Below are 26,403 nucleotides of genomic sequence, written 5' to 3' on the forward strand. Positions count from 1 at the left end.
GAACCAGCCATCAAACACGAGCAAAACGGTTTCCTAAGGTTTGAACCAGACCTCAAACACGAGCAAAACGATTTCCTAAGGTTTGAACCAGCCACCAAACACGAGCAAAACGGTTTCCTAAGGTTTGAACCAGCCGCCAAACCTTACTAAGGCACCTCACTTGCTTCAAACGCAAGAAAACCGGATTAAATCGTATAAGCCTCTCCTGCGAGAATGCGTTCCTGCTCATGCTCTACCGATTGGCGGTAGCTGTTCCCGAACTTCAACAAATGCACCATCAACAAGTACAAGCGGTAGAAAGGCAAACGGTAGCTATAGTCCGGCTCAAGCGGATAATTGTCGCAATAAGCCTCATAGAAGGCCGGGGAGAAACCGCCAAAGACGGTTGTGATCGCTAGGTCGAATTCCCGGTCTCCGTAAAATGAGGCCGGATCGAATAAGGCCGGTGAACCGTCGGTCAAGAACATGTAGTTCCCGGACCACAAATCTCCATGCAAGAGTCCAGGTTTACTCTGGTGTTGCATTAAATCACGTTCCATCACTTCGCGGACTTTTAAATATAAATTATAATCCGTTTGGGACCACAAGCCTTTTTGGACTAACGCTTCAGCTAATGGATCCATCCGCTGATTTAAGAAGAGCGCTGGCCAAGTATCCGTCCACGCATTTGAAAAGGCGATGGCTGAGCCGCGATAATCTGTGTTAAAGCCGTACTTGCCTGTCGGCGATTGAGCGGCGTGCAGTCGAGCAACCATTTCGCCTAAAGCGTGGTGATCGCCCTGGTAGCTTTCAGCTAAGAATTCCAGTAACAAGTAGGCAGTCCCGTCAAGTTCGCCTTGGCCAATGACTTCAGGCACCCGTACACCTGCTTGATGCATTGCGCGTAAGCCTTCAACCTCATTATCATAAAAGGCGGCAGTTTGCCCGGGTTGGTTTAATAAGAAGTACTTCTTGCTTGCTGTCTCGACCTGATATGCTTGATTCACATCCCCGCCTGCAACCCGTTGGATACGCTGAATCCCATCTACTGGCAATTCTTTAAACCATCTTGCTTCATGCACTTTCCTCACCTAATCTTTCAAGCGTTTTAAGCCGATACGATTTTTGGCCTTATCTAACTGAATCACTTCAACATTCACAATGTCTCCAACAGAGACCACTTCAGAAGGATGCTTCACAAACTTATTGGATAATTTCGAAATATGAATTAGACCGTCTTCCTTCACGCCAATATCCACAAAGGCACCGAAATCCACCACATTGCGCACCACTCCTTGAAGTCGCATCCCAACTTCCAAGTCATCCATAGAGAGCACGTCGTCGCGAAGCACTGGGGCTGCCTGTCCATCACGAATATCCGCCGTCGGATGCTTCAAGCCGTCCAGAATATCCTCTACCGTCGCTTGCTCAAGTTCATAGCGCTCCATCAAGTCCGCAACTTTCAAGCCATCCAAGGCTGCCTTGCTTTCTTCACTGCCAATCGCTTCGACTTCAAGGCCCGCCTCTTTCAAAAAACTTTCTGCGATGTCGTAGCTTTCCGGGTGAATGCTAGTTTGGTCCAGCGGATTCTCGCCACCCATAATACGGATAAAGCCTACTGATTGCTCATACGTCTTAGCTCCGAGGCGTTTAACGTCTTTCAGTTGCTCGCGTGAGGTGTAGTTGCCAATCTCATTCCGCATTGCCACAATATTCCTCGCCGTCGCTTGGGTCAAACCTGATACGTGTTGTAAGAGCTGCACTGACGCGGTATTTAAATCTACCCCAACTTGGTTGACTGTAATATTAATAACGAAATCGAGTGCTTCATTCAAATCTTTCTGGGATACATCATGTTGGTATTGGCCGACTCCCATTGATTTCGGATCGATTTTGATAAGTTCTGCTAGTGGGTCTTGCAGACGACGGGCGATGCTTACGGCACTACGTTCTTCGACTTGGAAGTCAGGGAACTCTTCACGCGCAATCTCGCTGGCTGAATATACCGACGCGCCTGCTTCATTCACGACTATAAATTGCGTAGCCAAGTTATTTGCTTGAATTACTTCACTGACAAATTGCTCCGACTCACGGCTAGCTGTTCCGTTCCCGATAGCGATAACATCGACATCATACTTGTCAATATAAGCCAATAACTCTTGCGCAGCAGCTTGGCGTTTCTTCTCACTAGCCGGTTTATGCGGATAAATCACACCCTTATCCAAAACGCGACCGGTTTCGTTGATAATAGCTAACTTGCACCCAGTACGGTAAGCCGGGTCAAAGCCCATCACGACTTTCCCTTTCAAAGGCGGTTGAAGTAATAGGTGACGTAAATTCTCGCCGAAGACTTCAATCGCTTGTGCATCAGCAGATTCGGTCTTCTCATTACGCATCTCACGCTCAATCGCTGGTTGGATAAAGCGTTTATAAGCGTCAGCTATTGCGGTTTCAACATAGCCGCGTTTGTCTTCCGGTAACTTTTCATCAATGAAATGACGCCCCATATATTGCAGAACTGGCTCTTCATCAGCGACGACTTTCACTGAGAGAACTCCCTCTTTTTCGGCCCGATTAATCGCTAAGGTCCGATGATCTAATAAGTTCCCTAAAGGCTCTTCGAAATCGTAGTACATCTGATAAACATTATTCGGATCCTTCTCTTCATCTTTCACTTTGGTCACTATTTGGCCATTATAGCGGGTATATTTACGGATAAACTCACGGAAACTAGCTACTTCAGACACTTGTTCCGCAATAATCTCATGAGCTCCATCCAAGGCATCTTGAGCAGTTGGCACCTCATCGGTAATGAATTGCGCTGCATATACTTCAGGCGCTTCATCCCCCTCAGGATGCTGCAACCATGCTGCTAAAGGCTCCAAACCTTGTTCCCTAGCGATTGTCGCTTTCGTACGACGTTTCTGCTTATAAGGCGCGTATAAATCCTCTAGCTGCTGCAAGGTCGTTGCCTGCTCAAGCGCCTGCTCCAACTCCGGCGTCAACTTATCTTGCTCTGCAATCAAACGTAAGATGTCCGCTTTTCGGCCATGAAATTGCACAAGACTTTGGTGATTCTGTTGAATTGCATGAATTTGCACCTCATCCAAAGACCCCGTCACTTCTTTACGGTAGCGGGCAATAAAAGGGATGGTATTGCCTTCTTCCAAAAGCTCTAACGTAGCTTCAACTTGCTTTGGACGAATATTAGTAGCTTTGGCTACTTCATTAATAAATTGGAAAGTTTCTTGCGTTTCAGTCATGAGATACTCCTTTGATTAATATAAACGTTACGAATGATTGTATTATAGCATATTCCTGGAGGAGCTGTCTTTGATTGGCAGGTGTAAACGTACTGCTTATCGATTTAATAGGCATACGTTTGCCGAGCAATTCACTAAGCATCGAAGAACGGATCAAACCTTAGGAAGTAAGTTGCTCGTGTTTGAAAGGCGAGTCAAACCTTAGCAAAACAGTTTGGTCATGTTTGAAAAGCAGTTCAAACCTTAGCAAATTTTTTTGGTCATGTTTGAGGGGTCAGTCAAACCTTAGGAAGAAGTTGCTCGTGTTTGAAAGGCAGTTCAAACCTTAGGAAATTTTTTTGGTCATGTTTGAGGGGTCAGTCAAACCTTAGGAAGAAGTTGCTCGTGTTTGAAAGGCAGTTCAAACCTTAGCAAAACAGTTTGGTCATGTTTGAAAAGCAGTTCAAACCTTAGCAAATTTTTTTGGTCATGTTTGAGGGGTGAGTCAAACCTTAGGAAGTAAGTTGCTCGTGTTTGAAAGGCAGCTCAAACCTTAGCAAAATTTTTTGGTCATGTTTGAGGGGCGAATCAAACCTTAGGAAGAAGTTGCTCGTGTTTGAAAGGCAGCTCAAACCTTAGCAAAATTTTTTGGTCATGTTTGAGGGGCGAATCAAACCTTAGGAAGAAGTTGCTCGTGTTTGAAAGGCAGTTCAAACCTTAGGAAATTTTTTTGGTCGTGTTTGAGGGGTCAGTCAAACCTTAGGAAGAAAGTTGCTCGTGTTTGAAAGGCAGCTCAAACCTTAGCAAAATTTTTTGGTCATGTTTGAGGGGCGAATCAAACCTTAGGAAGAAGTTGCTCGTGTTTGAAAGGCAGTTCAAACCTTAGCAAAACAAGTTGCTCGTGTTTGAAAGACAGTTCAAACCTTAGGAAGAAGTTGCTCGTGTTTGAAAAGCAGTTCAAACCTTAGCAAAATTTTTTTGGTCATGTTTGAGGGGTGAATCAAACCTTAGGAAGTAAGTTGCTCGTGTTTGAAAGGCAGCTCAAACCTTAGCAAAATTTTTTGGTCATGTTTGAGGGGTCAGTCAAACCTTAGGAAGTAAGTTGCTCGTGTTTGAAAGGCAGTTCAAACCTTAGCAAAATATTTTGGTCATGTTTGAACCTCCATTCAAACATGAGGAAACACATTGCGCAAACTATACATGGCACCAAATAGGTCAAACTGCGTTCCCTGCAAGATAGCATAAAGCCAACTACTCATTTCACCTCGCTCCTAGCCAAATAAAAAGAACCAACCGAAGTTGGTTCTAATATCCATAAAATTTATCTTAGTACCAGCCGTTAGCTTCCCAGAAAGCTTTAGCTGCTGTCCAAGATCCGTAGCGATTCATAACGTATTCGTCAGCTACGCGCTCTTGATTCTCTGGTGAGTGGTCACCATTTAAATAAGTATTCGTTAATTGGTAACGTCCAATATATTTACCAGTTGGGTTAACTGCGTTATAATCTCCACCAGATTCCTTCATCGCAATCCATTCTTTCGCTGCATATTCAGCGTCGTTTGTTACAGCTTGCGCTGGTGCAACAACATCTTCCACGACTGGTTCAACAACTTCTGGTGCGACTTCTTCTACAACCGGTGCTGGTTCAGCAACTTCTTCTGCTGGTGCAGTGTAAGTAACCATGCCATTATTGATAACTTCTTCTTCAGTATAAGTAGGCTCTTCAGCAACAGGTGCTGCAGGAACTTCTTCAACTGCTTCAAGCGTTTCAGTTGCAACAGGTTCGTTTGCTTCAGGCGTTACTTCAACTACTGGCGCTGGTGTTTCAACTGGCGCTGGTGTCATTTCAGCGACTGGCGCAACTTCTTCTGCAACAGGTGCTGCTTCTTCAACTGCTTCTGTAATCACTTCTTCAGCAACTGAAGCAACTTCTTCTACAACTGGTGTCGCTGGTGTTTCAGTAACCCACTCTGCAACGTAGTCAACGGTAAGGTTTTCACTTGCGGTAGGTGCTTGGTAAGCGCTTGGTAAAGCGACTTCTTCACCTGTATAGGTTGAGTATGCAACTGGAGCAACTTCTTCCGCTTCGAAAGTTACAACGTGCTCATCTGCGAAGAATTGCATCACGGAACCTGCTTGGATTAAATCAGGATTATCAATTTGGTTAACAACCATTACTTCTCTAAGGCTCATATTCATCGCGCGAGCAATCGCTGATAAAGTGTCGCCCCATTGAATCGTATAAACACCGTTATTCGCTTCGAGGTCTGCTTTAATTTCTTGAACCGTACGAGGGGTCCATTCATTTGTTTCTTGAGCTTCTACAGTTAGGTTTGGTAAGACATTGAAAGATACAGCAGTTAATAAGGCTGCACTTGCTACAGTTCTTAACGCATTTTTCATGTAAATAAATACTCCTTATATATAAAATCTCTTGTCAATTTCAACGTGAGACCATCATAACCGCAAAGCAAAATCAAAACAAGGGCTTTGCCCATCTTGTTAATTTCCTTTAATCCAGATGCATTATTTCGTTACAATTCTGTCAAATGACCATCCAATCGTTACATTTGTCATATTTCTGTAATATACAAACATTATTTTTTGCTCGGTTTTTCATTTCAGGGGGAATCTTCATTTCACCACTTTATTGTAAGCAATTTGCGATACTTCCCTGTTATTTGATGCTATAATAAAGGAAAGTTTGAAATTTCTGCGACTTTACGCCACAAATATTCGACAATTTTTAATCCTCCTGTAATTGTATAATTTTTCTTACATGGTAGAATGGGTACATCAGGGTTTTTTTAGACAAGAAGGAGGTAAATATACATATGCCAGTTATTGATGTTCATTCAAGTGAACTTGTGAATAAGGTCAACATTATCAAAGTCCTAGCTCATCCTATTCGCTACGCAATCGCCATTGCGCTTTATGAGAACGGCACCATGAATGTTGGCGCAATCCAAGAAACTTTAGATTTAGCACAATCTACAGTATCACAACACATTAGCAAAATGCGCGAAATCGGCGTTGTTACTGCTAATCGCGAAGGGACCAAAATTTTCTACGAACTCACAAATGATATTGCACGTAACGTCGTGAGCAGTTTAGAAAGCGAGTAATCTCTATCGACCTAAAACCTCCTACGATGACAGAAAAAAACGAAGCGAAGATGCTAGAACGGCATACTCGCTTCGTTATTTTTTTATTCTACGGTAAGCCAAAGATTACTGCGAACCGTATTAAAGGCTTCGTGAATTCTCGATGACAATTGGGCAACTTGGGCTGGTATGGCTCCGTAATAAGCTGGTTCAGCTGTGTAAACTGCTAAAGAATAAGATCCGTACGGGGTCACAAAGGTCGCCGCATCATTCTGCTCCGTTCCACCTAAGCCAGATTTGTTCCAACTATAAGTATCGCCCCAAATATTCGTACGTAGGAAAGTATGCGTATTCATCTGGAATTTCTCAATCAGTAACTCGTCCCATGGCTCACCGTTCAATTCATTATTGTGAAGTAAGGCGAAAAAGCGTGCCGCATCATGGGGCGTTGTTGTAAACCAAGTTCCATCATGGTAATACTTGCCAGTTACCTCCGTGTCGTAGAAACCATGACCTTGCATGCTTGGATTGATTACTTCACCACCACCTACTGCATCTATCAGCATGTTTGCCGCGGTGTTATCACTATAAATAGCAACGAGATTAACCAATTCATCCAACGTAAAGACTGTCCCATCCGCATGTTCTTGAATAATCCCTGCACCTGGCACTTTATCAGCATTCGTTAGGATTACTTCCGTATCCGGCGACAACTCTCCGGTACTATACTGATGGTACAATTCCCCTAGAACAAAAATTTTCTGAGTACTAGCCGGGAAAAAGGCTTGGTTATTCACATCAACCTGGGCCATCGTCTCATTATTAATAAAGGACACCCCAACCCGGGCTGCAATCTGTTCAATTTCTTCCCAAGCAATCGCTTCAATCGTATCTAATAATTCACGTTCGCTGTAGTACGTCTGCACATAATCGGTAAACGTATCATCCTTAGGCAACCAACCTAATTCTTCATAGCCTATATAGGCATGCACCCAAGCTGTCTCATCAACCGTAACCTCTTCGACAATCTCCATCGGCATATCCACATAAATCTCGGTCGTATCAACCAAGGTCATCCCCTCCATACCAGGAGGTGTTGAGAGAATGATTCGCTCAGGATTCTTGTAAAGAACAGGGTAACTAACAGGTTCTGGCTTAGCTGTTACTTGGCCTTCGCCGGATTGTTCAACAAAGAAAAACTTCGGACGCACTTGTGGAACCATTGTCTGAAGTCTTTCACGCCGAGCTTGAAAACGCGGGAGGTTCTCATGCGAGATATACATCCCATCAAACGCCCCATCTTGATAATGCCTCAAAGCACCAAAACGTGTATGATACCAGCCATTATAAGGTTCGCCATCCTTAAATAGATAACGTTCGCCAGCCTTTGTGTACCAAGCATAATCATTGAAAGGTTCGCGCTCCAAAAGCTGATATTCATTAGCCATCGACGTCGGCGATACCTTTGCCACATTCGGGCTGAAATAAAACCAAGGTAACGGTTCAGGAAGTTCGCCACTTGTCGTACTTACTGCTTCCGGTTCAACCTGCAAATCTTCAATAAGAATCCCCCGATTCGGATTCCAATTAAGCGTTGGCAATTCTTGGAAACTTGAATAATCTACAGTATCCTTTGACAATAGAGGCCCAGGCAAAGTAAAAGTAGGTTCATTTCCCTGAGATACTTGCGAATGTTTTTTGAAATTAAATAACAAAAAAACGACTCCTATTAGGGCGAGTACGCCTACAGCCAAACCAATCATTCTGCTCGTATCTTTAGATACAGTTTGTTCTTCGTGGTTCATCGATTCATTCACGAACCATCCTCCTATTCCTTCAAGTTTTACATCGGCAAAGTTACTTCTGGATTAATCTTAAAACGAATTTGTGGATAAAAATAATCATACCATTCCTGCGACAAGGCCATTTCAGGATAAATCTCTTGATAACGCTTCAACGGCAATTCCTCACGCAAGGCAATCTCATCCGCCCCATTCTCCAGTACATTCCGCTGAATAAAGCGCTCATAAGACTCTTCATCTAAGACTAATCCCTGTCTATCAGCAATGTCTTGCGCGAGTAATTTAAACGTAAAATCTTCCAAAGCGCGCTGCTCAAAGACCTCACGCACATTATCTTCTGTAATTCCCATCACTTGACGCCCATATGCTCGCACCGTCATCCCGGCTTCTTCTGCGTAGCCTTGCACTTGTTGCATATATTCCTCAACATAGGCATCCCGCTCTTGACTGTTCATCAAGATATTGGAGTTGATATAATAGTAATTCAATATGTAAGGTAATAATTTATAATAATAATGCGCTTCTTTCTGACGCTTCTCATAAGTTGTCATGCCCAATTGCTTTAGTTGTGAAACAGAGGCAATTCCAGGCAAATTAAGCTGTTCAACCATTCCATCAGTCAACTCGGTCGCTTTCGCGTCATGATTCAAGCGATACTCTACCAAAGCTCGGTCCAAAACAGGTTGGGCCGCAGCATCCCAAGATGGAATTTCAATCGTTAGGATCTCTTCCGGGACTGGGATTTCTTGGTAAGCAATGTAATTATCTATGCTACTCTTCATTGTAACCTCCTAAGTCACACTCTGCTTTTCAAAGTAACGCTATCTATTATATCAAATATTTATTAGAATGAAAGTGGTAAGCTGCATAAGCAAATGCATAAGAATAAATGACAAAAAATCAGTGAATACGATGTACTAAATAGCTATCAAACCATTAGTAAGGAGTATTCACTGACATGATAAATTCTACCACAACAGGCCGTCGATTTAAGCACTTCACCCCTGAAATGCGAGGACGATTAGAGCAGATGTATCAAGAAGGGCGTATTCTCAAGTCCAAATGGCAGAGATACTCGGTGTTAGCCAATCTGCTGTATCACGAGAGTTAAAACATGGAAGAGTTCGCCAGAAAGATTATAACAGCAAGTACTACACCACTTATATCGCTGAAGTCGATTCTCGTGTTTATCAAGAAAACCGAGCTAATTGCCGCGCTAAAAGCATCTATCGCTTTAGTCAGCGTTTCTTTAGTGAACTTGAAAAAGCTTTGTTAACACCAACTAAAGAACGTATTTTCAGTATTGATACCTTTATTCATTCCTATCGAAGAAACAATCCATTAGAGCTTGTGCCCTGAACCAAGACTATCTATCAATACATTGATCAACAGCTCTTGAAAGTCCGCAACATCGATTTGCCAATTAAAACATGCTTACGTCCCCGAAAGCAACAGTCAACACCCCATGGATCTAATACAAAAGTTTTGGGTCGCAGTATTGAGTTGCAGTGTGTAACCGTACTATCTCGGGAAACGTTTGCCCACTGGGAACTTGATTGAGTTCTCGGCAAGAAAACAAAAGGAGAACCATGTGTTATCACGTTAGTTGATCGTAAGACACGTAAACTCATAACTAAAAAAACTGGAATCGAACTGCTGAAAAGATTGAGGTAGCCGTATTGAAGATGATTGAAAAAAGAAGGAGTTGAGCGCTTTAAGACAATGACAACGGACAATGGATCTGAATTCTCTACGTTATCGAATCTTGAGCATCAATGTGAAGAGACTAAAATTCATTTTACCCATGCTTATGCAGGTGGGAGAAAGGAACATATGAAGGTCATAATCGTATTTTACGCGAATTCTTACCCAAAGGAGAGAGTCTAAGAGAATTAACCTATCGAGATTTACAAACAGATACAAACTCCATTTATAACCGTTGCCGAAGAATCTTAAACTATCAATGTCCTAACGAAGTATATGAAGAAAAATGTACGAAGTTGGTAGCGTAGGGAAAAGCGCTCTACCAATCTCCTTGTGTTTATTTAAGAGCTAGCGCTTCATTCCTCCAAAACGGAGTGAGAATATTGGTCTAACCAGCTTTTTAGATCGTTATTGTTACACTGGGATTTGGCTAAAAATTATGCATTTGGTATTGCAATTTACCTTAGAATGAAAGTCCTTTTTCGTTAAAAAAATTGTCAATAAACTTGACAATTTAAATCAAGAGGAGTAATATATTCGTATTCTCTCGGGCGATTAGCTCAGTTGGTAGAGCAACGGACTCTTAATCCGTGGGTCGCGGGTTCGATCCCCTCATCGCCCATTCTATAAACGTTGGTGTATAGCTATTTGCAAAGTGTTTTATATGTGAATTTTTCTAATAATTAAAATGTTGCTTTAAATATTGCTTATCCGCCAGCAAAAAGGTTCTCGCTTAAAATAAGCGGGATTTTTTGTTTGCAATAAAAAAAGACCGCCTCACTAATTGAAGCGAGAAGATCTCCGTACTGGTCTCCGTAGAGGTGCCAGCGCTATTAAAAACATAAAAAGTTTCAGGTAACACTTAATTTTATAACGCTTTACCGTCATAAAATAGGTAGAAGGCCAGAAAAGGATGTTGCAAATGTGAAATCGAGATTAGAGAGAAATCAACATACATAATAGAAAGGAAAAACACAAATGAGACTGAATGACGATCAAAAACAAAACTTAAGAATTATTTTTTGGATTATCGTTGCAGCTATAAATATAATTTATTTAATATGGGGGTAAATGAAAATGAGAAAAGAAGTTGAACAACTACTTTCAAACAATTCGATCAGTGCTTATAAAATATCTAAAGAAGCTGGCGTTCCATACATGACTGTAAATGATTTAAGAAACGGCAAATCAAGTATAGATAACGCGAAATTTGGGACAATAGAGAAACTTTATATTTACGCCCTTTCATTGCAAAAAAATAGCCCCGCTGATTAGGCGGGATTTTGTTGAATTAATGTAACTTTCTTTGATAAACAATTGACTATTGGTAACGAATAAAATCTAATATAGTTAGAGGTTGAGAGATACCTCTAAAATAAAAAGAAAGGTGGTGAAAAGATGTTAGATGAAGAATTAGTTATCGCTCTAGGGGCATTAGCTACAGGCATAGGAGCACTTGCTTCAGGTCTAGCGAAGTTAATAGAAGCGATAAAAAAAGACCACTCTGATAAATCCCGCAAAGACAAATCAGAGTAGTCGCCAATAACCAAGAAGGAAGACAGCCTCCTTCCTCTGGTTTAATTATATCATCTAGCATTAGAATTATGAAGTATATTCCGATATTAATTCTATTTTTGATTGTATTTTATTTTATAAACAAGGAGTGAGCAAAGTGGAAGAAAGAAGATTAAAAACATTGATTGGTAAAGCTGGAGGGACTGCTGGCATATAGTGACCCCAAAAAGTTAGACAATATTTTAGAGAGAGTTGACCTTTATAGGCTGCTCTCTTTTTTATAGGCTTAGAATCTGGCTTCCGTCCTTGATCACCCTCACTCATCATATAGTGTAGAAATTTCTAACTTAAATTGACAATCGAGAAAATGATTCAATCTAGATACTGAAACCCCAATTTCCCGCACATATAGCATATATATGTTAGAATACTATTACTGACTAAATAACGAGGTGATTTTTTGAAAGAGGCGTTTAAATTTGCCTTTCCTAAGACGGTACCCATCTTTGCGGGCTACCTCTTTCTAGGCCTTTCTTTCGGGATTCTTGCGGTTTCACAAGGTTTGTCCCCTTCTTTGACTATATTTATGAGTTTCTTAGTTTATTCAGGCGCCATGCAATTTGCGGCGGTTCCTCTTTTAATTGGACCCTTCGATCCAATTACGCACTTTTTCTTAACGCTCATTATTAGTGCCCGACACGTTTTCTATGGTATTACGATGCTCAAGCCCTACAGTCAGATGGATTGGAAGAAGTATTATACGATTTTCGCCATGACGGATGAGACGTTCTCCTTAAACGTTGCTTTGGACATTCCGGCACATATCAGACAAGATTGGGTTTTCTTTCATATAAGTTGGTTAAACCACCTTTACTGGATCTTAGGGGGAGTGTTAGGGGTTGTGCTGGGTGCGATGATTCCTTTTGATACAACAGGGATTGACTTTGTACTTACTGCACTCTTCTTGTCAATTTTCGTTGATCAGTGGCTCAGCACTGACGACCATACGCCGGCTATAATTGGGCTGTTGAGCACGTTTGCGATGCTTTTGCTTTTCGGTAAGCAACATTTCATGATTCCTTCTATGCTGCTGATTATCATGACATTGCTCGCCCAAAGACCTAAAGATCAGAAAGGTGGGGATATCCAATGACAAGCCAACAGCAGTGGTTCACGGCGATGATTATTGCCTTAGGCACTATGTTAACCCGGTATATTGTCTTTATAATCTTCCCCGCTAACAAAAAACCACCCATCTTCATTGAATATCTCGGTAAAGTGCTGCCAGCGGCAGCCATTGCCCTCATTGTGGTGTACTCCTATAAAGATGTACAAGTCTGGCAGTACCCTCATGGTCTACCCGAACTTATCGCTAGTCTTGCTGTCATTGCCCTGCACGCCTGGAAGCGCAATACGCTTTTGAGTATTCTAATTGGGACGGTGCTATATATGTTACTCGTACAATTTATCTTTATTTAAACTAAGGATGGACGCCACAATTGCGGTGTCCATCCTTAGTCATTTATTGAGCCCATTTCGGCAAGATAAAGTTATGGTAAATATCATGCACGACGTGCTCAGTATGGTGCACAGTCGGATGTAAGTCGTCTCGAACTAGGTCCTGATATGCATTCTCTGGATAAAAGCCATAATCTGCTTCCAGAAGCATCGCTAAATCATTCAAATTATCGCCCACTGCTATTACAGCTAAATCCTTATGCGGTATATATTCAAGCAGGCGTTTCAAGGCATTTCCTTTACTGACGCCTTGAGGTAGAATCTCCAAGTAAAGGTATTCGGAATAGACCGTGTCCACCGGTAAGCCTAATGTATGCACATGCCTTTCGAAATCCTCCAATACCGAGCGGTCACGACCCATGATCATAAATTTCACAATTGGTTGGGTCAAATCTGCTTCAACCAGAGGCGCAATGGTCACTTTCTGCTTATAAGCTGAAATATCCAGAATTTCCTGGGAGCCGAAGCCAAAGGATTGACCCTCTTGGTAAATTTCTACGCCGATTTCGTGTACGGATACCAAGCTTTGTAAATCTTCCAGAATACTTTGATAATCCTCAATCATTGCTTCATAAAGGACATCTTGTTGCACCGGGTCATACAGCATACCACCATTATAAGAAATAATCGGCAAGTCAACGGTTAATTCCTCAGCAATATGCTTCATCCCGCCTACCATTCGTCCACTAGCTAGCGTGAATAAGCCTCCGCGGGCACGAAAGGCTGCAATTGCTGCTTTATTAGCCTCGCTAACTTGATGTGTCGCATTTAACAATGTTCCATCTAAATCTGTTATGAGTAGTACCTTCTCAAATTCTGCCATCCACTTACCTCGCTTTATGCTTTTTCGCCTGCTATTATAGCATCTTTTGATGGCTTTGACATTTTTTGAAAGCTTAAAGTTGGCGTACTATTCTTGATGAACGTACGCCAACTTAAGATAATACTTATTGCTTAGGAACAATGACGCCACCGAGCTGACGGTCACCCGCTGCCCCGGTTGGCTGGGAATGATAGTCATCTGGGCCTACATGAACGATTAAAGCCGTACCTTGACCGTCGTTAGCCAAAGAGTAGCGTCCTGCTGCAGGGTCTTCAACAAAGGTCGCTTGCTTAATTTCAACTTCACCCGTTGACTTACCATCCGCATCAACAAAGATATTCGGCAAATCACCTAAATGAGGTCCTGTTTCAGACTTATGGCCATGTTCTACACCGGTAGGATTCCAATGACTATCTGCGTCAGTAAATTCCTTTTCTGGACTCGCTAAGCCTGTTTCATGAATGTGCATGGCAAACTCGCCTTCAGGCAGATTATAGAAAGCGTAGGTCATCTTTACCCCTGTTTCCGTTTCAACAAACGTTGCGGTGCCATGCTCTTCACCCTTAACATCCAACATTGTTACAATAATTTCTTCTCCCATTCACTCATCTCCTTTTATTAGGCATGACTAAATAATAGTAAACCCCTGCCCTGGAAGCAAGGAAAATGCTTGGCAACGTCAAAACAGACTGTTCAAACCTTTGTCACGTTTACCTTACGTGGATGTATGCACAGTCTGTATTGGATAATCTTAAGCAACTCCCACTACATGCCTTAATATATCCCTCCTGTGATAGTTTCTTATACACTCGAAGGGCCGATGCCTGAACAATTCCCCCCAACGACAAAAGCGAAAGCAATTCCCTGCTTCCGCTAAACTCTCTGGCATATACTCGTTATATATTCAACCCTAAATCCTTTAAAGTCTGAATTGTTGCTGGACCCACGCCTTTCAACTGCTTTAATGCCTTGGCACCTTTCGCTTCAATCGCTTTGGATGTGACTAAGCCAGCTTCCCACAACGCTTTATAACCTTGGTAGGGCAAGTTTTTGCGCAAGATAAAGAAGTACATATTCTCGGGCATCGTTTCATGGCTGCCATAATCGGAATGCTCGGGTTGGCTTTCCACTACCTCTAAGGTTTCACCACTTAGCTCCTCATAAGTATTCCACATCCACTCCAAGACATAAACAGAATGCACCATAATCGGCAGCAGATGGCTGAAAGCAATGCCAAACTTTCAATAGAATTCGAGCGATACAACTTTGATGATGACAAGTCTATAATCATTGCATAGGGATCCTCACTCGTAAGTAAGGTGCTTAAATTAAGATTCACGGTGATTAAGTCTTCCATTAACGATCTGGCTGCTACTTCACGGTCGGTAACAATGGCCGCTACCAGTAGAGGCACGATAATTTGATCATCCCAGTGATGGTCTCCGTCTTTATAAGCATTAGCAAGTTCCTCCGCCTTCTGCCATTGAAGCGTTCGGGCATATATGCTCAATATTCGAAAGCGGACTCCTAAGGGATCTCCTTCATCGGCTGATAAGATTGCCTGATAGTGTTCAAGTGCTTGATTTAATTTACCAGCATACTCATAAGCTTCCGCGACGGTATGTTTGAATCCAAGAAAAGGACGCGCTTCTAAATCTCGCCAACCCAGCTTGCCCTCTTGTTCCCATTGTTTCGTTGCACGTTCAAGCACCTCCATTGCCTAGCTATTTAATAACTCATAGGGCGTATCATAACGCAGCAGATACGCAGTGGAATTCTCTGGACATACTGCAATAGCTTCGTCTAACAGCTCCTTACGTTACTCTTCGTTACGTGTTTGCCTAGCCCGCTCAAGCAATACTTCTGAACGTTCGTAAGCATCCTCATGATGTGCGTGAAATGGGATTATCTTATTGTTTCTCGGCATGCAATCTCCACCTTTCAACTATATTATATCTGGAAAAGATGGCGATACTTAGCCCTGACATTTTTAATCAAATTCGTGTTTAAATGCAGACTATCTACTCCCCCGATTGGACCGCGGACTGTATGACTTTATTCTGACGATTTGTTTTATCGATCAGAACAAATATGAGATTCTCCCCCTTCCTTGGGTGAACCGCTGGGGCGCTATGACACGGATAGATTCCCCTTTGGCCACATTGGACGGGATAAGTCCTGAAGACCTACAAGGACAACTTTTAATTATCTCGGATCAGTCTTTCATCGATAGCAAGTTGAGCACCTGGCTAGGGCATCATATCGATCGTCTTCATCTTGTTGGCACATATAATCTGCTTAATAATGCTGTGATTATGATCGTAAATGGTCTCGCAGAAGCCATTAACTTGGACGGCATCTACAACACGCATCGCTCAAATATCAAGTTATCCCTCTCGAACCTAAACTGACATCCGAGTTAAATCTCATTTGGCAGAAATATCAACCCTTATCCAATGTTGCAAAGGTCTTCCTACCGAACTCCGCAAGTTAGTCGAGGAAGTATAAATCCAGTGCCACACCGCTAGGGCCTTAACTTAGCGTTCACTCCATTTCATCCCAGCACAAAATCCCACCCCACCAGTGAGCTTTCCCCATACATATAAATCTACCCTATTTCACAACCTCTAGCTGCTCCCTCGCCTTCACATCCCCCATGTAGGCTTCATATTCTTGCTGAGTCAATGCTTCACCCTTTGGCCCTTCAAATTTCCGCCCCCAGCCAGTTAGAATCGAGGCAAAGAAGACTGCAAATAAGCCGTAGCAGTGAAAGATATATTTACTGACGCCTACAACAGACACGGCAGAGACAAAGTCATAGCCTTGCGTCAGCTGTGAACCGAGAAAGATAAAGACACTCAGAAACGGTACGGCGACTCCTAGACTATTGGCAAAACCATCCAAAAGATTGGCCCGCCGATACGGATGGAGACCTGCTCTTTGGCCCAGTTCATTCTGCACTTTGCCAAAGGTGGTCATGGATGCACTGGTCACCCCACCAAAGATAATCGAGGTAAGAATAATGCCCAACATCATGGCCACTTCTGTACCAGCCACTGTGTCACACAATTTACTCTGGTAAATCCCATCCGTCAACCTATCTAAAGCACCCGAAGCTTCTAGAACGCCCATAATTCCATAAACTGACAGGACTAGAATGCAAGTGCTCATCATACCACCCACACCATCTACAAGAAAACCACTCGGCGAGCCATCAACCACCGACAGAATATCCGCCGGTATTAACACACCCGAAAGCAAACCAATGCCTGAACCGGCCACTAAGCCTAAAGTAATGGCTAAGTACATATCCCCTGTACGAACCGAGACAATCAGCATCAACGCCACAGGCAGTAACATCAACAAAGCCCGCGGATCACTAAATTGAACCAACATCTCCGCTGCCCCTTCACCGGGCTGATAACCGCCCCCAACTAACATAAAAAGAAGAAAAGCAACCGCACCTGATATGAGTGAATATTTCAACCGTGTGCGCACAGCGCCCCCAACATCTGCCGTTCGCTTATGATGCTTGTAATACTGCGTTCCTGCCGAAATAATCGTTGTATCCGAAATGGGAGCTAAATTATCACCAAAGACCGCTCCACTGACAATCGCCCCTGCCAAGACAGCCGGTTGACTTCCCAAGAGCACACCCGCTGGATAGAAGATGGGGAAGCAGGTAAAGAGCGAACCGATGGATGAACCCGTTGCTGTTGCAATGAGTGAAACGAACAGGAAGGTCATTGCCGTATATAAGCCGCCACTAATATTCATCTGAGTTGCCAAGTAAACAAAGCCTCCAGACAAGTTACTCGCCTTAATCATCTCTGAGAACATGCCAATGACAAGCAGCAACATTACAACAGGTATGGCATCTTTGGCTCCCTTATAGACGGCTTCCCAATAAGTATCAGCTACACCCTTCTGGACGAACAAGGCACCGATAAGTAAACCAATCAAGGCACCCATCGCCAGCGCATGCATCTCAAAAGCCTTAATAATAACGAAATAATAAATACAAAAGATTAAAAACACCACAATCGGTACATAGGCAGTCAAGTAACCACCTTTAAACGCCAGTTTCATTTGCTTCATGCTGCTTCCTCCTTAACCATTGGCATTCTCATTTCGGCGAATAATTGAACTAAAGACAGAAGTAGGATCTCTTTCCAATTCATAGCAATCCCCTTCCAGCATAGGGTACTCATCCAAGAGTTCACGGATTGCTTGTCGGTCGCTTGCGGATAAGGCAAAGTCAAAGATTTGTGCATTAGAGTCAACATGACGGCTATTGCGAACCCCGATAATGGTTGCGGCAACGCCTGGTTGCTCCAAGATATAACGCGTTGCCACGTTCGAAAGCGATACACCGTACTGATCCGCGATCTCTTTCAGTAAGGCCAACAGCCTTTGGTGGCCTGCTTGCCCAAGGGTTTGGTCGATGACTTGCTGGTATTTAACTTGCGAGCGGGTCTCCGCTTGATAAGTCGTTTGGCCTAGATATTTATCTGACAATAGCCCGCCTGAAAGTGTCCCAAAGCATATTTGGTGAATGCCTGCCTCCCTTGAATAGTCCAGCATGGCTTTTTCTGGCCGGCGGTCGAACAAGGAATATTGACTCTGACATGTCAAGACGGGGATACCGGCGTCAACAAGCTCCTGAAGGTGCGGGGTATCAAAGTTCGTCACACCAATGTAGCGTATTTTACCCTTTGCTTGAAGCTTCACTAGATGCTCAGCTACTTCCACATAACGGGTAATGTGATAATCCCACCAATGAAATTGCATCAAGTCAATATAATCCCGACCCAATTTGCGCAAGCTCCGGTCAATAATTGCTTCTGTTTCTGCAAAGCTAACTGTCTCTAAGACATCAATATCTGGCACATATTTCTCATGAATTTGAATGTCGTGTACCGTTAGTGTGCTGGACCCTGTTAAACGTGCTAGGAATTCTCCTAGGGCTTCCTCGGCCCCAGTGTAAATATCTGCTAAGTCGAAGGTCGTAAAGCCACGGTCCGTCAGTTCATCGAAAGCCTTCTGAACTTCTTGCCTATCTAAATGGCCCTTTAAGGTGTGTCCTGGCGACAATTGCCACAAGCCATTCAAGACCCGGCTAATTGTGTAATCGTCTACTAATGTGATTTTCTCTACCATTACAAGTCCTCTCCTTCATAAATCGGTTCAACTGTCGTCTCCGCATGGCTAAATTCACGTTGCTTCGTCCGGGTAATCTTAAAACCGGCCCCACAATTTGGATCTGGACAGGCAATCACTGCATCCGACAACATCCAATCATTGCGCTGATAAGCCCGCTGCTTAGCCGGCAAGAGAGGCAGAAGGGCTGCCAATGAATACAGGGAGAACTGCTTCGTCTGCGGGAAAATTAAATTCTCCCCTTGAACTAAGAAATAATCCCCCACTTCATGACTACACACAAACGGACGCCCCGTCTCAACAACTTCTACCTTCAAATCATATAACGTAAACAAATCTTCGGACATCTTCTTTCTCCCTTTCTCCATAAATAAAAAAACACCTATCCTTCACAACCAAAGGACAAGTGTTCAACCTGCGGTACCACCTTTATTGGTAGGCCTATAAACCTACCCGCTCATCAACGACCAACATCGTTCTGGCTTATGATAACGCTAGCCTTGCGTCGCTGCTACTCTGGTCTACCCATTTCGCTTTGCCCTTAGGAGCCCATCCTCTGCCACATTCAGGCGACTCACACCGTCTCGCCCTCGCTGGGAATGCTTGTACAAAGTTACTTCTCCTGCTTTGGTTTTTTTATTGAATTGTATCCACAAAAATAAGCACCTATCCTTAATCTACAAACAAAAATACATTTGTAAACTAAGGACAAGTGCTTAACCTGCGGTGCCACCTTAATTGATAGGCCTATTACGCCTACCCGCTCATCAACGACTAACATCGTCTTGGCTTATGATAACGCTAGCCTTGCGTCGCCGCTACTTCGCCTAAAGCAATTCGCTTTGCCCTTGGGAGCCCATGTATTGCCATATCTGGACGACTCTCACCACCACGCCCTCGCTTAAAGATACTTCTGCAATCTTACCTCTCCCGCATCGGTTTCATTACCAGTATTCTAACGGATAACTTTGCCAAATGCAAGGGGCTTTATCATTTATTTTTAATCTTAATGAGTTTTTATAAGGAAAACCTCATGAAACGCTTGCTTACCGCACCCATAAAAAGATTCCTTTAGCCCTCATTATTGGCTAGAAGTAGCGATACTTTAAGATTTCCCTAAGCGGCTGCTTATGGTATCATGAATTGGTAGGATGTCTGACGCTTAAAGTGCGTGTTTGCCGCGCTTATTCAGACACTCCATACAAGTTCAAAAGGAAGTGGTTTCAATGACAACATTTGATTACGATCAAGTCCAACTCATTCCAGCTAAATGTATTGTGAAGAGCCGGAACGAATGCGATACGTCCGTCCAATTCGGTAAACATCGCTTTAAAATCCCGGTCGTCCCAGCAAATATGCAAACGGTGATTAATGAACCCTTAGCAGAAGAATTGGCCCGCCAAGGATACTTCTATATCATGCATCGCTTTAATCCAGAGCAAAGACTAGACTTCATTAAACATATGAATGCACAAGGTCTCTATGCTTCCATCAGTGTCGGAGTAAAACCAGAAGAATATGATTTCATTCGCGAACTAAAATTTAGCGGTGAAAGATGCGACTATATTACCATCGATATTGCCCATGGCCATGCCCAAACGGTCATCGATATGATTCAATTCATTAAGCAAGAACTGCCGGAAACTTTCGTGATTGCGGGGAATATCGCGACTCCCGAAGCCGTGCGGGACTTGGAGAATGCCGGAGCCGATGCCACCAAGGTCGGTGTCGGACCCGGACGCGTATGCATCACCAAGATTAAGACAGGTTTTGGTACAGCTGGCTGGCAATTAGCTGCTATTCGCCTCTGTGGCAAAGCTGCACGCAAACCAATGATTGCTGACGGGGGCATCCGCACCCATGGCGACATCGCCAAAAGTATTCGCTTTGGTGCCAGCATGGTGATGATCGGCTCCCTCTTAGCCGCCCACGAAGAATCACCAGGCGCCGAAATTGAAGAAGGTGGCGTCCTTTACAAAGAGTACTTCGGCTCCGCCAGCGAATTCCAAAAAGGTGAATACAAGAACGTCGAAGGTAAGAAAATCCTCATCGAAAGTCGCGGTAGTCTCTTCGATACCTTGACTGAAATGCAAGAAGATTTACAAAGCAGCATCTCCTATGCCGGCGGGAAAGATTTGGCCGCCATTCGCACGGTGGATTATAAGGTCATTCCAAGTATTTATAATGGAGATTAGAACAGTGATGTGCTGAACATTATCGGGCTAGCAGTTTCCGATCTCTTGCCACAAATATTTGCCATCCGCCTCAAGCTTTGTTGCAAATACGTCTCAAATTTTGCTTGATTGCTGAATTTTTACGATAAATATTATGATAATTTTCTGAGACTTCTCAAGAGGCTCATGGTTGAATTGAGATGAAGACGTCGCATAAGTTTGATTAAAGGAGGCTATGCTATTGAAACGCTCACTCAAATCTGTTGTTAATGGACTCTTGCCTTCTTTAATCCTCTCAAGTTTGCCGGTAGCACCGATTTCCGCTGAGGAGAGTTCATCTGAGGACTCGGCTCTTGAAACAAGTGAAAACCAAGTTGCTGATGAAAGCGCAGCAGACGCACAAGACGCAGATTCAACCGTTAGCTCGAGTAATGATTTCAGTGAAGTTGTCGACTTCTTGTTGGAAATGTTTGCACCGGCTTCAAGCAAGCTAGTCTATGAATCCAAAGAACCGATTGAGAACGCGACTCCAGAAGGTGACGATGTCGCACGAGTCGATGGCTATCAATATTATGTGATGGAAGATTTCGAGTATAATTTCAAACAGTCTTTCAGTGACCAAACAGATATCGGTGGCTTCGTTGTGCTTCGTTTAACCATTGAGAACAATAGCGATGAGATTGTTTATCACAGTAATATTCCGACTTTCCGTTTCCCAGATTTCTCAACTCTTATCACTTATAATTATTTGCTTAATTCAGAGGTAGATGATTTAAAGTGGGATAGTTCAGGTTACATGCTCGAACCTGGGGAAAGCAAGACGGGTTACCTTGTCTATAACGTTACACCAGAAGATATTAAGGCCCTGGAGGCATTGCCGGTCATTCAATTAGAAATGCCTGGTTTCCAAGCAGAAGAGACCTACCAAGCAGAGTCTGAGATTTTGCCGAATGCCAAGATTAATGTGTCTTTTGATGACGCGCAAGATGAAGAAGTCGCTTCACGGGACCATCTGCTACCTGATGCCGTCTTAGAAGACAATATGGGAACTAAGGACTTACTCAAAGAAGTGCAAGTTAGCGATGCATATGTTACTGCTGAACCTGAAGATATCAGTTATGGCTTTGATTATTATCAAGTATCTGAATTCGTTCCTAACGCTGCCTATGAGGAGGCGATGAAAGAGTACGAAGATGGTATCATTATTATCAATATCCCCCTTGAAGTAAGCAATCATGGCTGGGATGACGGCCTTGATTTAAGAAATGTGAGCGCCTATCTTGTCCTCGATAACACCGTTGAAATTTCTACTAACCGTCATTGGGAAGTAGACCCTTCTGTTCCAAGCTTAGCGGTTGGTGAATCAGGCACTTATTACTTAACCTTCACTCTGGACGGCAGCCTGTATAAACGTTTCGAAGGCGCAGACTTCACCTTGTCCGCCCGTATAACTGATAACGAATACCGGAGCCTCGACTTGTATGATTACGCCGTTGAAATTTCGGACGCTAACCGTTCTGAATAAAGGCTAAATAACCAACTAAAGATTCAAGCTCATGAATTACCCCGGCTAAGGGTAGTTCATGAGCTTATTCTCTTAGCGATTCCCTATATCATAGATTCTGGCGTATTTTAAACATCAGCTACAGAGAAATCTCTAGGAATATGCCTTAACAGTAATATCCACCAACGGTTTAATTTCTTAGGCATAAGCTAAACTCCTCCAAAATTATACACCTCAATGAACATGATTATTACCGAATGTTGATACGACAGGATGTTTCAGGAGAGATTTTTCTGCACATCGTGTTATAAATATTTTTTTGAAATGTAAATTTCACCTTATCCTTACAAAATTGCACTAACCAATAATTTGCGGAATCATTCGAAAGAACAGAATAATCTAGCGTATATCAGAGCCTTGGAGCATAGCTGATGAGACGGATATTGCTTTGGCAACTTAAACCCTTACATGCCTAAGGAAGTGAAGCGACTTAGGCTCTGAGCTTCGCCTGCGCACTTGAATCTACTATAGGCCCTTTCGAAGCGGTTTTTGCTGAGTTAGAGTCCTAAGTGCGTCCGAAGTCCTTGCGGGAAAAGCTTTTGAATGATTCGCAAATAATTTATTTCTTGTATTGTATAAAGTAGGAGAGGAATTTACGGTATAACCAGAGACAAGGACGGAGCCAAACTCGGCAACCGTCCTTGTGTCTTATCTTATTCGATTGAATCACCCATATCACTTTCCGGATGACGCTTCATTTCCTCTTCCAATGCATCGGCCACAAACTGCACGCCTGTACCAATGATTACTTGAAGGTTATGCTTATCCACGATGCGGTAACCTGGTACACCGATCTGCTTGAGCGCTTGTTCGTTTACTTTACCCGTGTCTTCTAAGGTCAAGCGGAGACGGGTGGCACAGTTATTCGTTTCATTAATATTGGCATTCCCGCCAATTGCTTGATAAACCGCAGAGGCGATTGCGTCGTACTGGTTATTACCGCCAGTGCTTGGACTTGGCGAGACCGTTACTTCCGCATTCACGTCTACTTTCTCACGACCCGGTGTTTCCAAATCAAACTTGCGAATCATCAAGTCAAAGATAAGGTAATACACGACAAACATCACAGCACCCACTACTAGAAGCATCCATGGCTTATTCGCCATTGGCATTCGTAGCGATAGGACGTAGTCGATTAACCCAGCAGAGAATGAGAAGCCAGCCGTTGCCTCTAATAAAGCGGAGACAAACATCGACACCCCGGTCAATATCGCATGCACGACGTACAGGCCGGGTGCTACAAACATGAAGGAGAATTCCAAAGGCTCAGTAATCCCTGTTGCAAAAGAAGCAATTGCTCCCGAAAGCATCAAGGCACCGACACGTTTTTTGTTCTCGGGTTTGGCGTTCTTGTAAATAGCTAAACCAGCAGCTGGTAAACCAAACATCATGATTGGGAAGAAGCCGGCTTGATAACGCCCAGTAATACCTAATGTTCCGGTGCTACCCCAGAAGTTTCCAATGTCATTAATGCCAATCGTATCGAACCAGAATACGTTATTCAATGCGTGGTGCAAGCCGAATGGAATTAATAATTTATTAAAGACTCCGTAAAGGCCGGCACCAAAAGCACCCATGCCTGAGATGAAGGTACCAAAGGCGGTTAAACCACCATAGACAGCTGGCCATAAGAAGTACAAGATAATGGTAATCACAACGGATGCGACTGCTGTCAAGATTGGCACCAAGCGGCGGCCTGAGAAGAAGGCCAACCATTGAGGGAGTTCTGTCTTGTGGAAGCGGTTATACAACTCACCGGAAGTTACCCCACTAATAATTCCTATAAAGACGTTCTGGATATTGTTGAAGGACGAATCAATCGACTCAACGTCTACCCCGCGAATCAGGGATAAGGTGTCAGGTTTCAACAAGGTTGTAATCATTAAGTAACCAACCACCCCACTCAGGGCGGCTGCCCCATTGGAGTCCTTAGCTAAACCAGTTGCGATACCTAGTGCAAAGAGAATAGGTAAGTTGTTAATGACAACGAGACCTGCTTGAATCATAAAGATTGCGAAGGTATTCCCACTACCGCTCATTGCTTGCGGATCCATCGCGTAACCAAGCCCCATAAATAACGAAGCGACAACTAATACAGATACGGGCAGCATTAAAGAGCGCCCAATTTTTTGAAGATAGTCTAACATGTTTCATACCTCCTTATCGGCGAATTGATTGTGCCATGCGAGTGTAGGTGTGACGTTTGCCGCGGACGGCTAGGGATAAGGCTGTGATATTCTCTGGGATGGGCATCCGGCCGTAACCACCGTCTCCGATGTGGTGGATATCGCCACCCGCTTGCTTATTCCACAAGCCGATGTTGCGCATGGTGTCTTGATCAGCGCTTTCTTGGCTGGTTCCAATAGTAAACATCACCAAGCCACCGGCTGCCTTCACCCGTTGCGCTGCTTCATGAGCCAGTTCCAAAGTTATTCCTGGTACAGTGCCGACCGCCGGAATAATTACACCATCGGCGCCTTCTTCCACATAGGCCACAAGTTGTTCGATGTTGACAACGGCTTCATCCAAGCCCGCGCCATGCATCTTCCCGGCAAATACCGGCCCGTCATAGTACTTCGCTGCATCCGCCACAACATTTAAGATGGCTTCATTGGAGACACCCGTAGCAGGATTACCGGTCAACATAATAAAGTCCACACCCAACGCTTGCGCAGCTTGGAAGGTCTCAGGACTTGCTTGACGGCCTGCAGAAATATTAATTTGTGTCTCCAAATTAGCCCTATTCGGCTCGGTCGGCTCTAAATTAATGCCAATCGGACGTCCGCTCAATTCTTTCAAATACGCAATCGGATTATCCATTGCCGGCAAGCCGTTAATTCCTTTATCGAAGACATCAAATTCATTAAGACAGATTAAATCAGCACCAAAAGCGGCCATCACTTCAGCATTGGTAAGCCCTTCGAGCAAAGGCGGTGATGTCACCACCGTTTCAGCCAGAATTGTCCGTCCCTCACTCGCTTTAATCGCGTGAGCCAAGTCTTTTCCACGCATCGCTTGAAAGTCCGAGGCAGTACAAGATAATAGTCGTTTCATTCCACTTCCTCATTTCCTGAAAAATATTTTGCCATTATAACACATTCACTTACACATATATACTGTACTTGGCCATAAAATTTCGCTATATTTAAGAAAATCATAGAAAGCGAGCGAGTTATGATATTAGAATTCTGCGCAGAAAACTTTACCCATATTCAAACAGCCATTCATAGAGGTGCCGGTCGCATCGAATTGTGTGACAATCTAGCCGTCGGTGGGACGACACCGAGCTTCGGAGTTATCAAAGCTGTGATTGCCACCGCCCATATGCATAAGGTGCCGGTGATGACCATGATCCGTTGCCGCGGAGGTGACTTTGAATATTCTACAAGCGAAAAGCAAATCATGCTTGCAGATGCTCAATTAGCCAGCCAACTAGGGGCGGATGGCCTCGTCTTTGGCGCCTTAAATGGTTCGACACTTGATACTCCCTTTGCTGAGGAGATGGCTCACATCGCCCAAGCAAACGGGCAGCAACTAACCTTTCATATGGCCTTCGATGAACTCGATGTCGATGAACAAGCCCGAGCAATCGATAACTTAGCCAAGCTTGGTATCGAACGAATCCTTACCCACGGCGGGCCAGCCGGCTCAGATATTCTAAGTAATATACAACACTTACAAGATTTACAAAATTATGCCGGAGAGCGACTACGTATCTTACCAGGTGGCGGCATCCACACCGGCAACCTCCACATTGTGCACCAAGCCTTGCAGTTTCCAGAATATCACGGTACGCGTATTGTGTAGTCTTTGTGAAT

The 26,403-nt window shown here is 43.6% G+C and carries 23 protein-coding genes and 1 tRNA gene; 10 read left to right on the plus strand and 14 right to left on the minus strand.

Annotated elements, in window-relative coordinates:
- Positions 1–185: 185 nt before the first annotated feature.
- From CL176_RS10460 to apf, 3 genes are all read right to left on the minus strand, one after another.
- On the minus strand, positions 186–1,061 hold the full coding sequence (locus CL176_RS10460) for a fructosamine kinase family protein (protein ID WP_118991225.1): 876 nt from the start codon (positions 1,059–1,061) through the stop codon (positions 186–188).
- 9 nt (positions 1,062–1,070) lie between these two features.
- Positions 1,071–3,242, minus strand: coding sequence for a Tex family protein (locus CL176_RS10465; RefSeq protein ID WP_118991226.1), 2,172 nt, complete (start codon positions 3,240–3,242; stop codon positions 1,071–1,073).
- Between the two features lie 1,305 nt (positions 3,243–4,547).
- Entirely contained in the window at positions 4,548–5,624 is a 1,077-nt protein-coding gene (apf, locus tag CL176_RS10470; protein WP_118991227.1) for an aggregation-promoting factor, read from the minus strand.
- A gap of 431 nt (positions 5,625–6,055) precedes the next feature.
- Between apf and CL176_RS10475 the strand changes: the two genes are divergently transcribed.
- Positions 6,056–6,346, plus strand: coding sequence for an ArsR/SmtB family transcription factor (locus CL176_RS10475; protein ID WP_118991228.1), 291 nt, complete (start codon positions 6,056–6,058; stop codon positions 6,344–6,346).
- A gap of 83 nt (positions 6,347–6,429) precedes the next feature.
- Here the strand turns inward: CL176_RS10475 and CL176_RS10480 are convergent, their stop codons facing one another.
- Together CL176_RS10480 and CL176_RS10485 are read right to left on the minus strand one after the other, a co-directional pair.
- Complete coding sequence (locus CL176_RS10480) at positions 6,430–8,142, minus strand: serine hydrolase (protein ID WP_118991229.1); 1,713 nt, start codon at positions 8,140–8,142, stop codon at positions 6,430–6,432.
- 26 nt (positions 8,143–8,168) lie between these two features.
- On the minus strand, positions 8,169–8,909 hold the full coding sequence (locus tag CL176_RS10485) for a hypothetical protein (RefSeq protein WP_118991230.1): 741 nt from the start codon (positions 8,907–8,909) through the stop codon (positions 8,169–8,171).
- Between the two features lie 280 nt (positions 8,910–9,189).
- On the opposite strand from CL176_RS10485, the gene CL176_RS10490 reads away from it, so the two are divergent.
- The 6 genes from CL176_RS10490 (at position 9,190) to CL176_RS10510 (ending at position 12,825) form a co-directional block, all read left to right on the plus strand.
- Positions 9,190–9,486 carry a hypothetical protein gene (locus tag CL176_RS10490; protein WP_240430549.1) on the plus strand — a complete coding sequence of 99 codons (297 nt, stop codon included), beginning with the start codon at positions 9,190–9,192 and terminating at the stop codon, positions 9,484–9,486.
- 894 nt (positions 9,487–10,380) lie between these two features.
- A tRNA-Lys gene (locus CL176_RS10495) sits at positions 10,381–10,453 on the plus strand.
- Between the two features lie 455 nt (positions 10,454–10,908).
- Entirely contained in the window at positions 10,909–11,106 is a 198-nt protein-coding gene (locus CL176_RS10500; protein WP_118991624.1) for a hypothetical protein, read from the plus strand.
- Between the two features lie 123 nt (positions 11,107–11,229).
- Positions 11,230–11,367: a hypothetical protein gene (locus CL176_RS12400; protein ID WP_162890963.1), complete on the plus strand. Its 138-nt coding sequence runs from the start codon at positions 11,230–11,232 to the stop codon at positions 11,365–11,367.
- Between the two features lie 439 nt (positions 11,368–11,806).
- Positions 11,807–12,499, plus strand: coding sequence for an AzlC family ABC transporter permease (locus tag CL176_RS10505; protein ID WP_118991231.1), 693 nt, complete (start codon positions 11,807–11,809; stop codon positions 12,497–12,499).
- Positions 12,496–12,825, plus strand: a complete 330-nt coding sequence (locus CL176_RS10510) for a branched-chain amino acid transporter permease (RefSeq protein ID WP_118991232.1) — start codon at positions 12,496–12,498, stop codon at positions 12,823–12,825. Before CL176_RS10505 ends, CL176_RS10510 begins: the two co-directional genes overlap by 4 nt.
- 43 nt (positions 12,826–12,868) lie before the next feature.
- Here the strand turns inward: CL176_RS10510 and CL176_RS10515 are convergent, their stop codons facing one another.
- The 7 genes from CL176_RS10515 to CL176_RS10550 all read right to left on the minus strand — a co-directional run bounded on the left by CL176_RS10515 (position 12,869) and on the right by CL176_RS10550 (position 19,215).
- Positions 12,869–13,687, minus strand: coding sequence for a Cof-type HAD-IIB family hydrolase (locus tag CL176_RS10515; protein WP_118991233.1), 819 nt, complete (start codon positions 13,685–13,687; stop codon positions 12,869–12,871).
- 124 nt (positions 13,688–13,811) lie between these two features.
- Positions 13,812–14,288, minus strand: a complete 477-nt coding sequence (locus tag CL176_RS10520) for a superoxide dismutase family protein (RefSeq protein ID WP_118991234.1) — start codon at positions 14,286–14,288, stop codon at positions 13,812–13,814.
- Positions 14,289–14,583: 295 nt separating this feature from the next.
- Positions 14,584–14,862 carry a helix-hairpin-helix domain-containing protein gene (locus CL176_RS10525; protein ID WP_118991235.1) on the minus strand — a complete coding sequence of 93 codons (279 nt, stop codon included), beginning with the start codon at positions 14,860–14,862 and terminating at the stop codon, positions 14,584–14,586.
- Positions 14,838–15,398: a tetratricopeptide repeat protein gene (locus CL176_RS10530; RefSeq protein WP_162890964.1), complete on the minus strand. Its 561-nt coding sequence runs from the start codon at positions 15,396–15,398 to the stop codon at positions 14,838–14,840. The genes CL176_RS10525 and CL176_RS10530 overlap by 25 nt, the downstream gene beginning before the upstream one ends.
- Positions 15,399–16,300: 902 nt before the next feature.
- Positions 16,301–17,785 (minus strand): Na+/H+ antiporter NhaC family protein, encoded by a 1,485-nt coding sequence (locus tag CL176_RS10540; protein WP_118991238.1) that lies wholly within the window; start codon positions 17,783–17,785, stop codon positions 16,301–16,303.
- A gap of 12 nt (positions 17,786–17,797) precedes the next feature.
- Positions 17,798–18,847: an aldo/keto reductase gene (locus CL176_RS10545; RefSeq protein ID WP_118991239.1), complete on the minus strand. Its 1,050-nt coding sequence runs from the start codon at positions 18,845–18,847 to the stop codon at positions 17,798–17,800.
- Positions 18,847–19,215: a TIGR04076 family protein gene (locus CL176_RS10550; RefSeq protein ID WP_240430550.1), complete on the minus strand. Its 369-nt coding sequence runs from the start codon at positions 19,213–19,215 to the stop codon at positions 18,847–18,849. Before CL176_RS10550 ends, CL176_RS10545 begins: the two co-directional genes overlap by 1 nt.
- Before the next feature lie 858 nt (positions 19,216–20,073).
- Here CL176_RS10550 and CL176_RS10555 point away from each other — a divergent pair.
- Together CL176_RS10555 and CL176_RS10560 are read left to right on the plus strand one after the other, a co-directional pair.
- Positions 20,074–21,042: a GMP reductase gene (locus tag CL176_RS10555; RefSeq protein ID WP_118991241.1), complete on the plus strand. Its 969-nt coding sequence runs from the start codon at positions 20,074–20,076 to the stop codon at positions 21,040–21,042.
- 220 nt (positions 21,043–21,262) lie between these two features.
- Positions 21,263–22,546, plus strand: coding sequence for a DUF4352 domain-containing protein (locus CL176_RS10560; protein WP_118991242.1), 1,284 nt, complete (start codon positions 21,263–21,265; stop codon positions 22,544–22,546).
- A gap of 692 nt (positions 22,547–23,238) precedes the next feature.
- Here the strand turns inward: CL176_RS10560 and nagE are convergent.
- Both nagE and CL176_RS10570 read right to left on the minus strand, forming a co-directional pair.
- Positions 23,239–24,732 (minus strand): N-acetylglucosamine-specific PTS transporter subunit IIBC, encoded by a 1,494-nt coding sequence (nagE, locus tag CL176_RS10565; protein WP_118991243.1) that lies wholly within the window; start codon positions 24,730–24,732, stop codon positions 23,239–23,241.
- A 13-nt stretch (positions 24,733–24,745) separates the two neighbouring features.
- Positions 24,746–25,639 carry a DUF7916 family protein gene (locus CL176_RS10570; RefSeq protein ID WP_118991244.1) on the minus strand — a complete coding sequence of 298 codons (894 nt, stop codon included), beginning with the start codon at positions 25,637–25,639 and terminating at the stop codon, positions 24,746–24,748.
- A gap of 120 nt (positions 25,640–25,759) precedes the next feature.
- On the opposite strand from CL176_RS10570, the gene CL176_RS10575 reads away from it, so the two are divergent.
- A complete protein-coding gene (locus CL176_RS10575) occupies positions 25,760–26,392 on the plus strand; it encodes a copper homeostasis protein CutC (RefSeq protein WP_118991245.1) in 633 nt (210 codons plus the stop codon).
- The last annotated feature ends 11 nt before the right edge of the window (positions 26,393–26,403 follow it).

Source organism: Suicoccus acidiformans (assembly GCF_003546865.1).
GTDB lineage: Bacteria > Bacillota > Bacilli > Lactobacillales > Aerococcaceae > Suicoccus > Suicoccus acidiformans.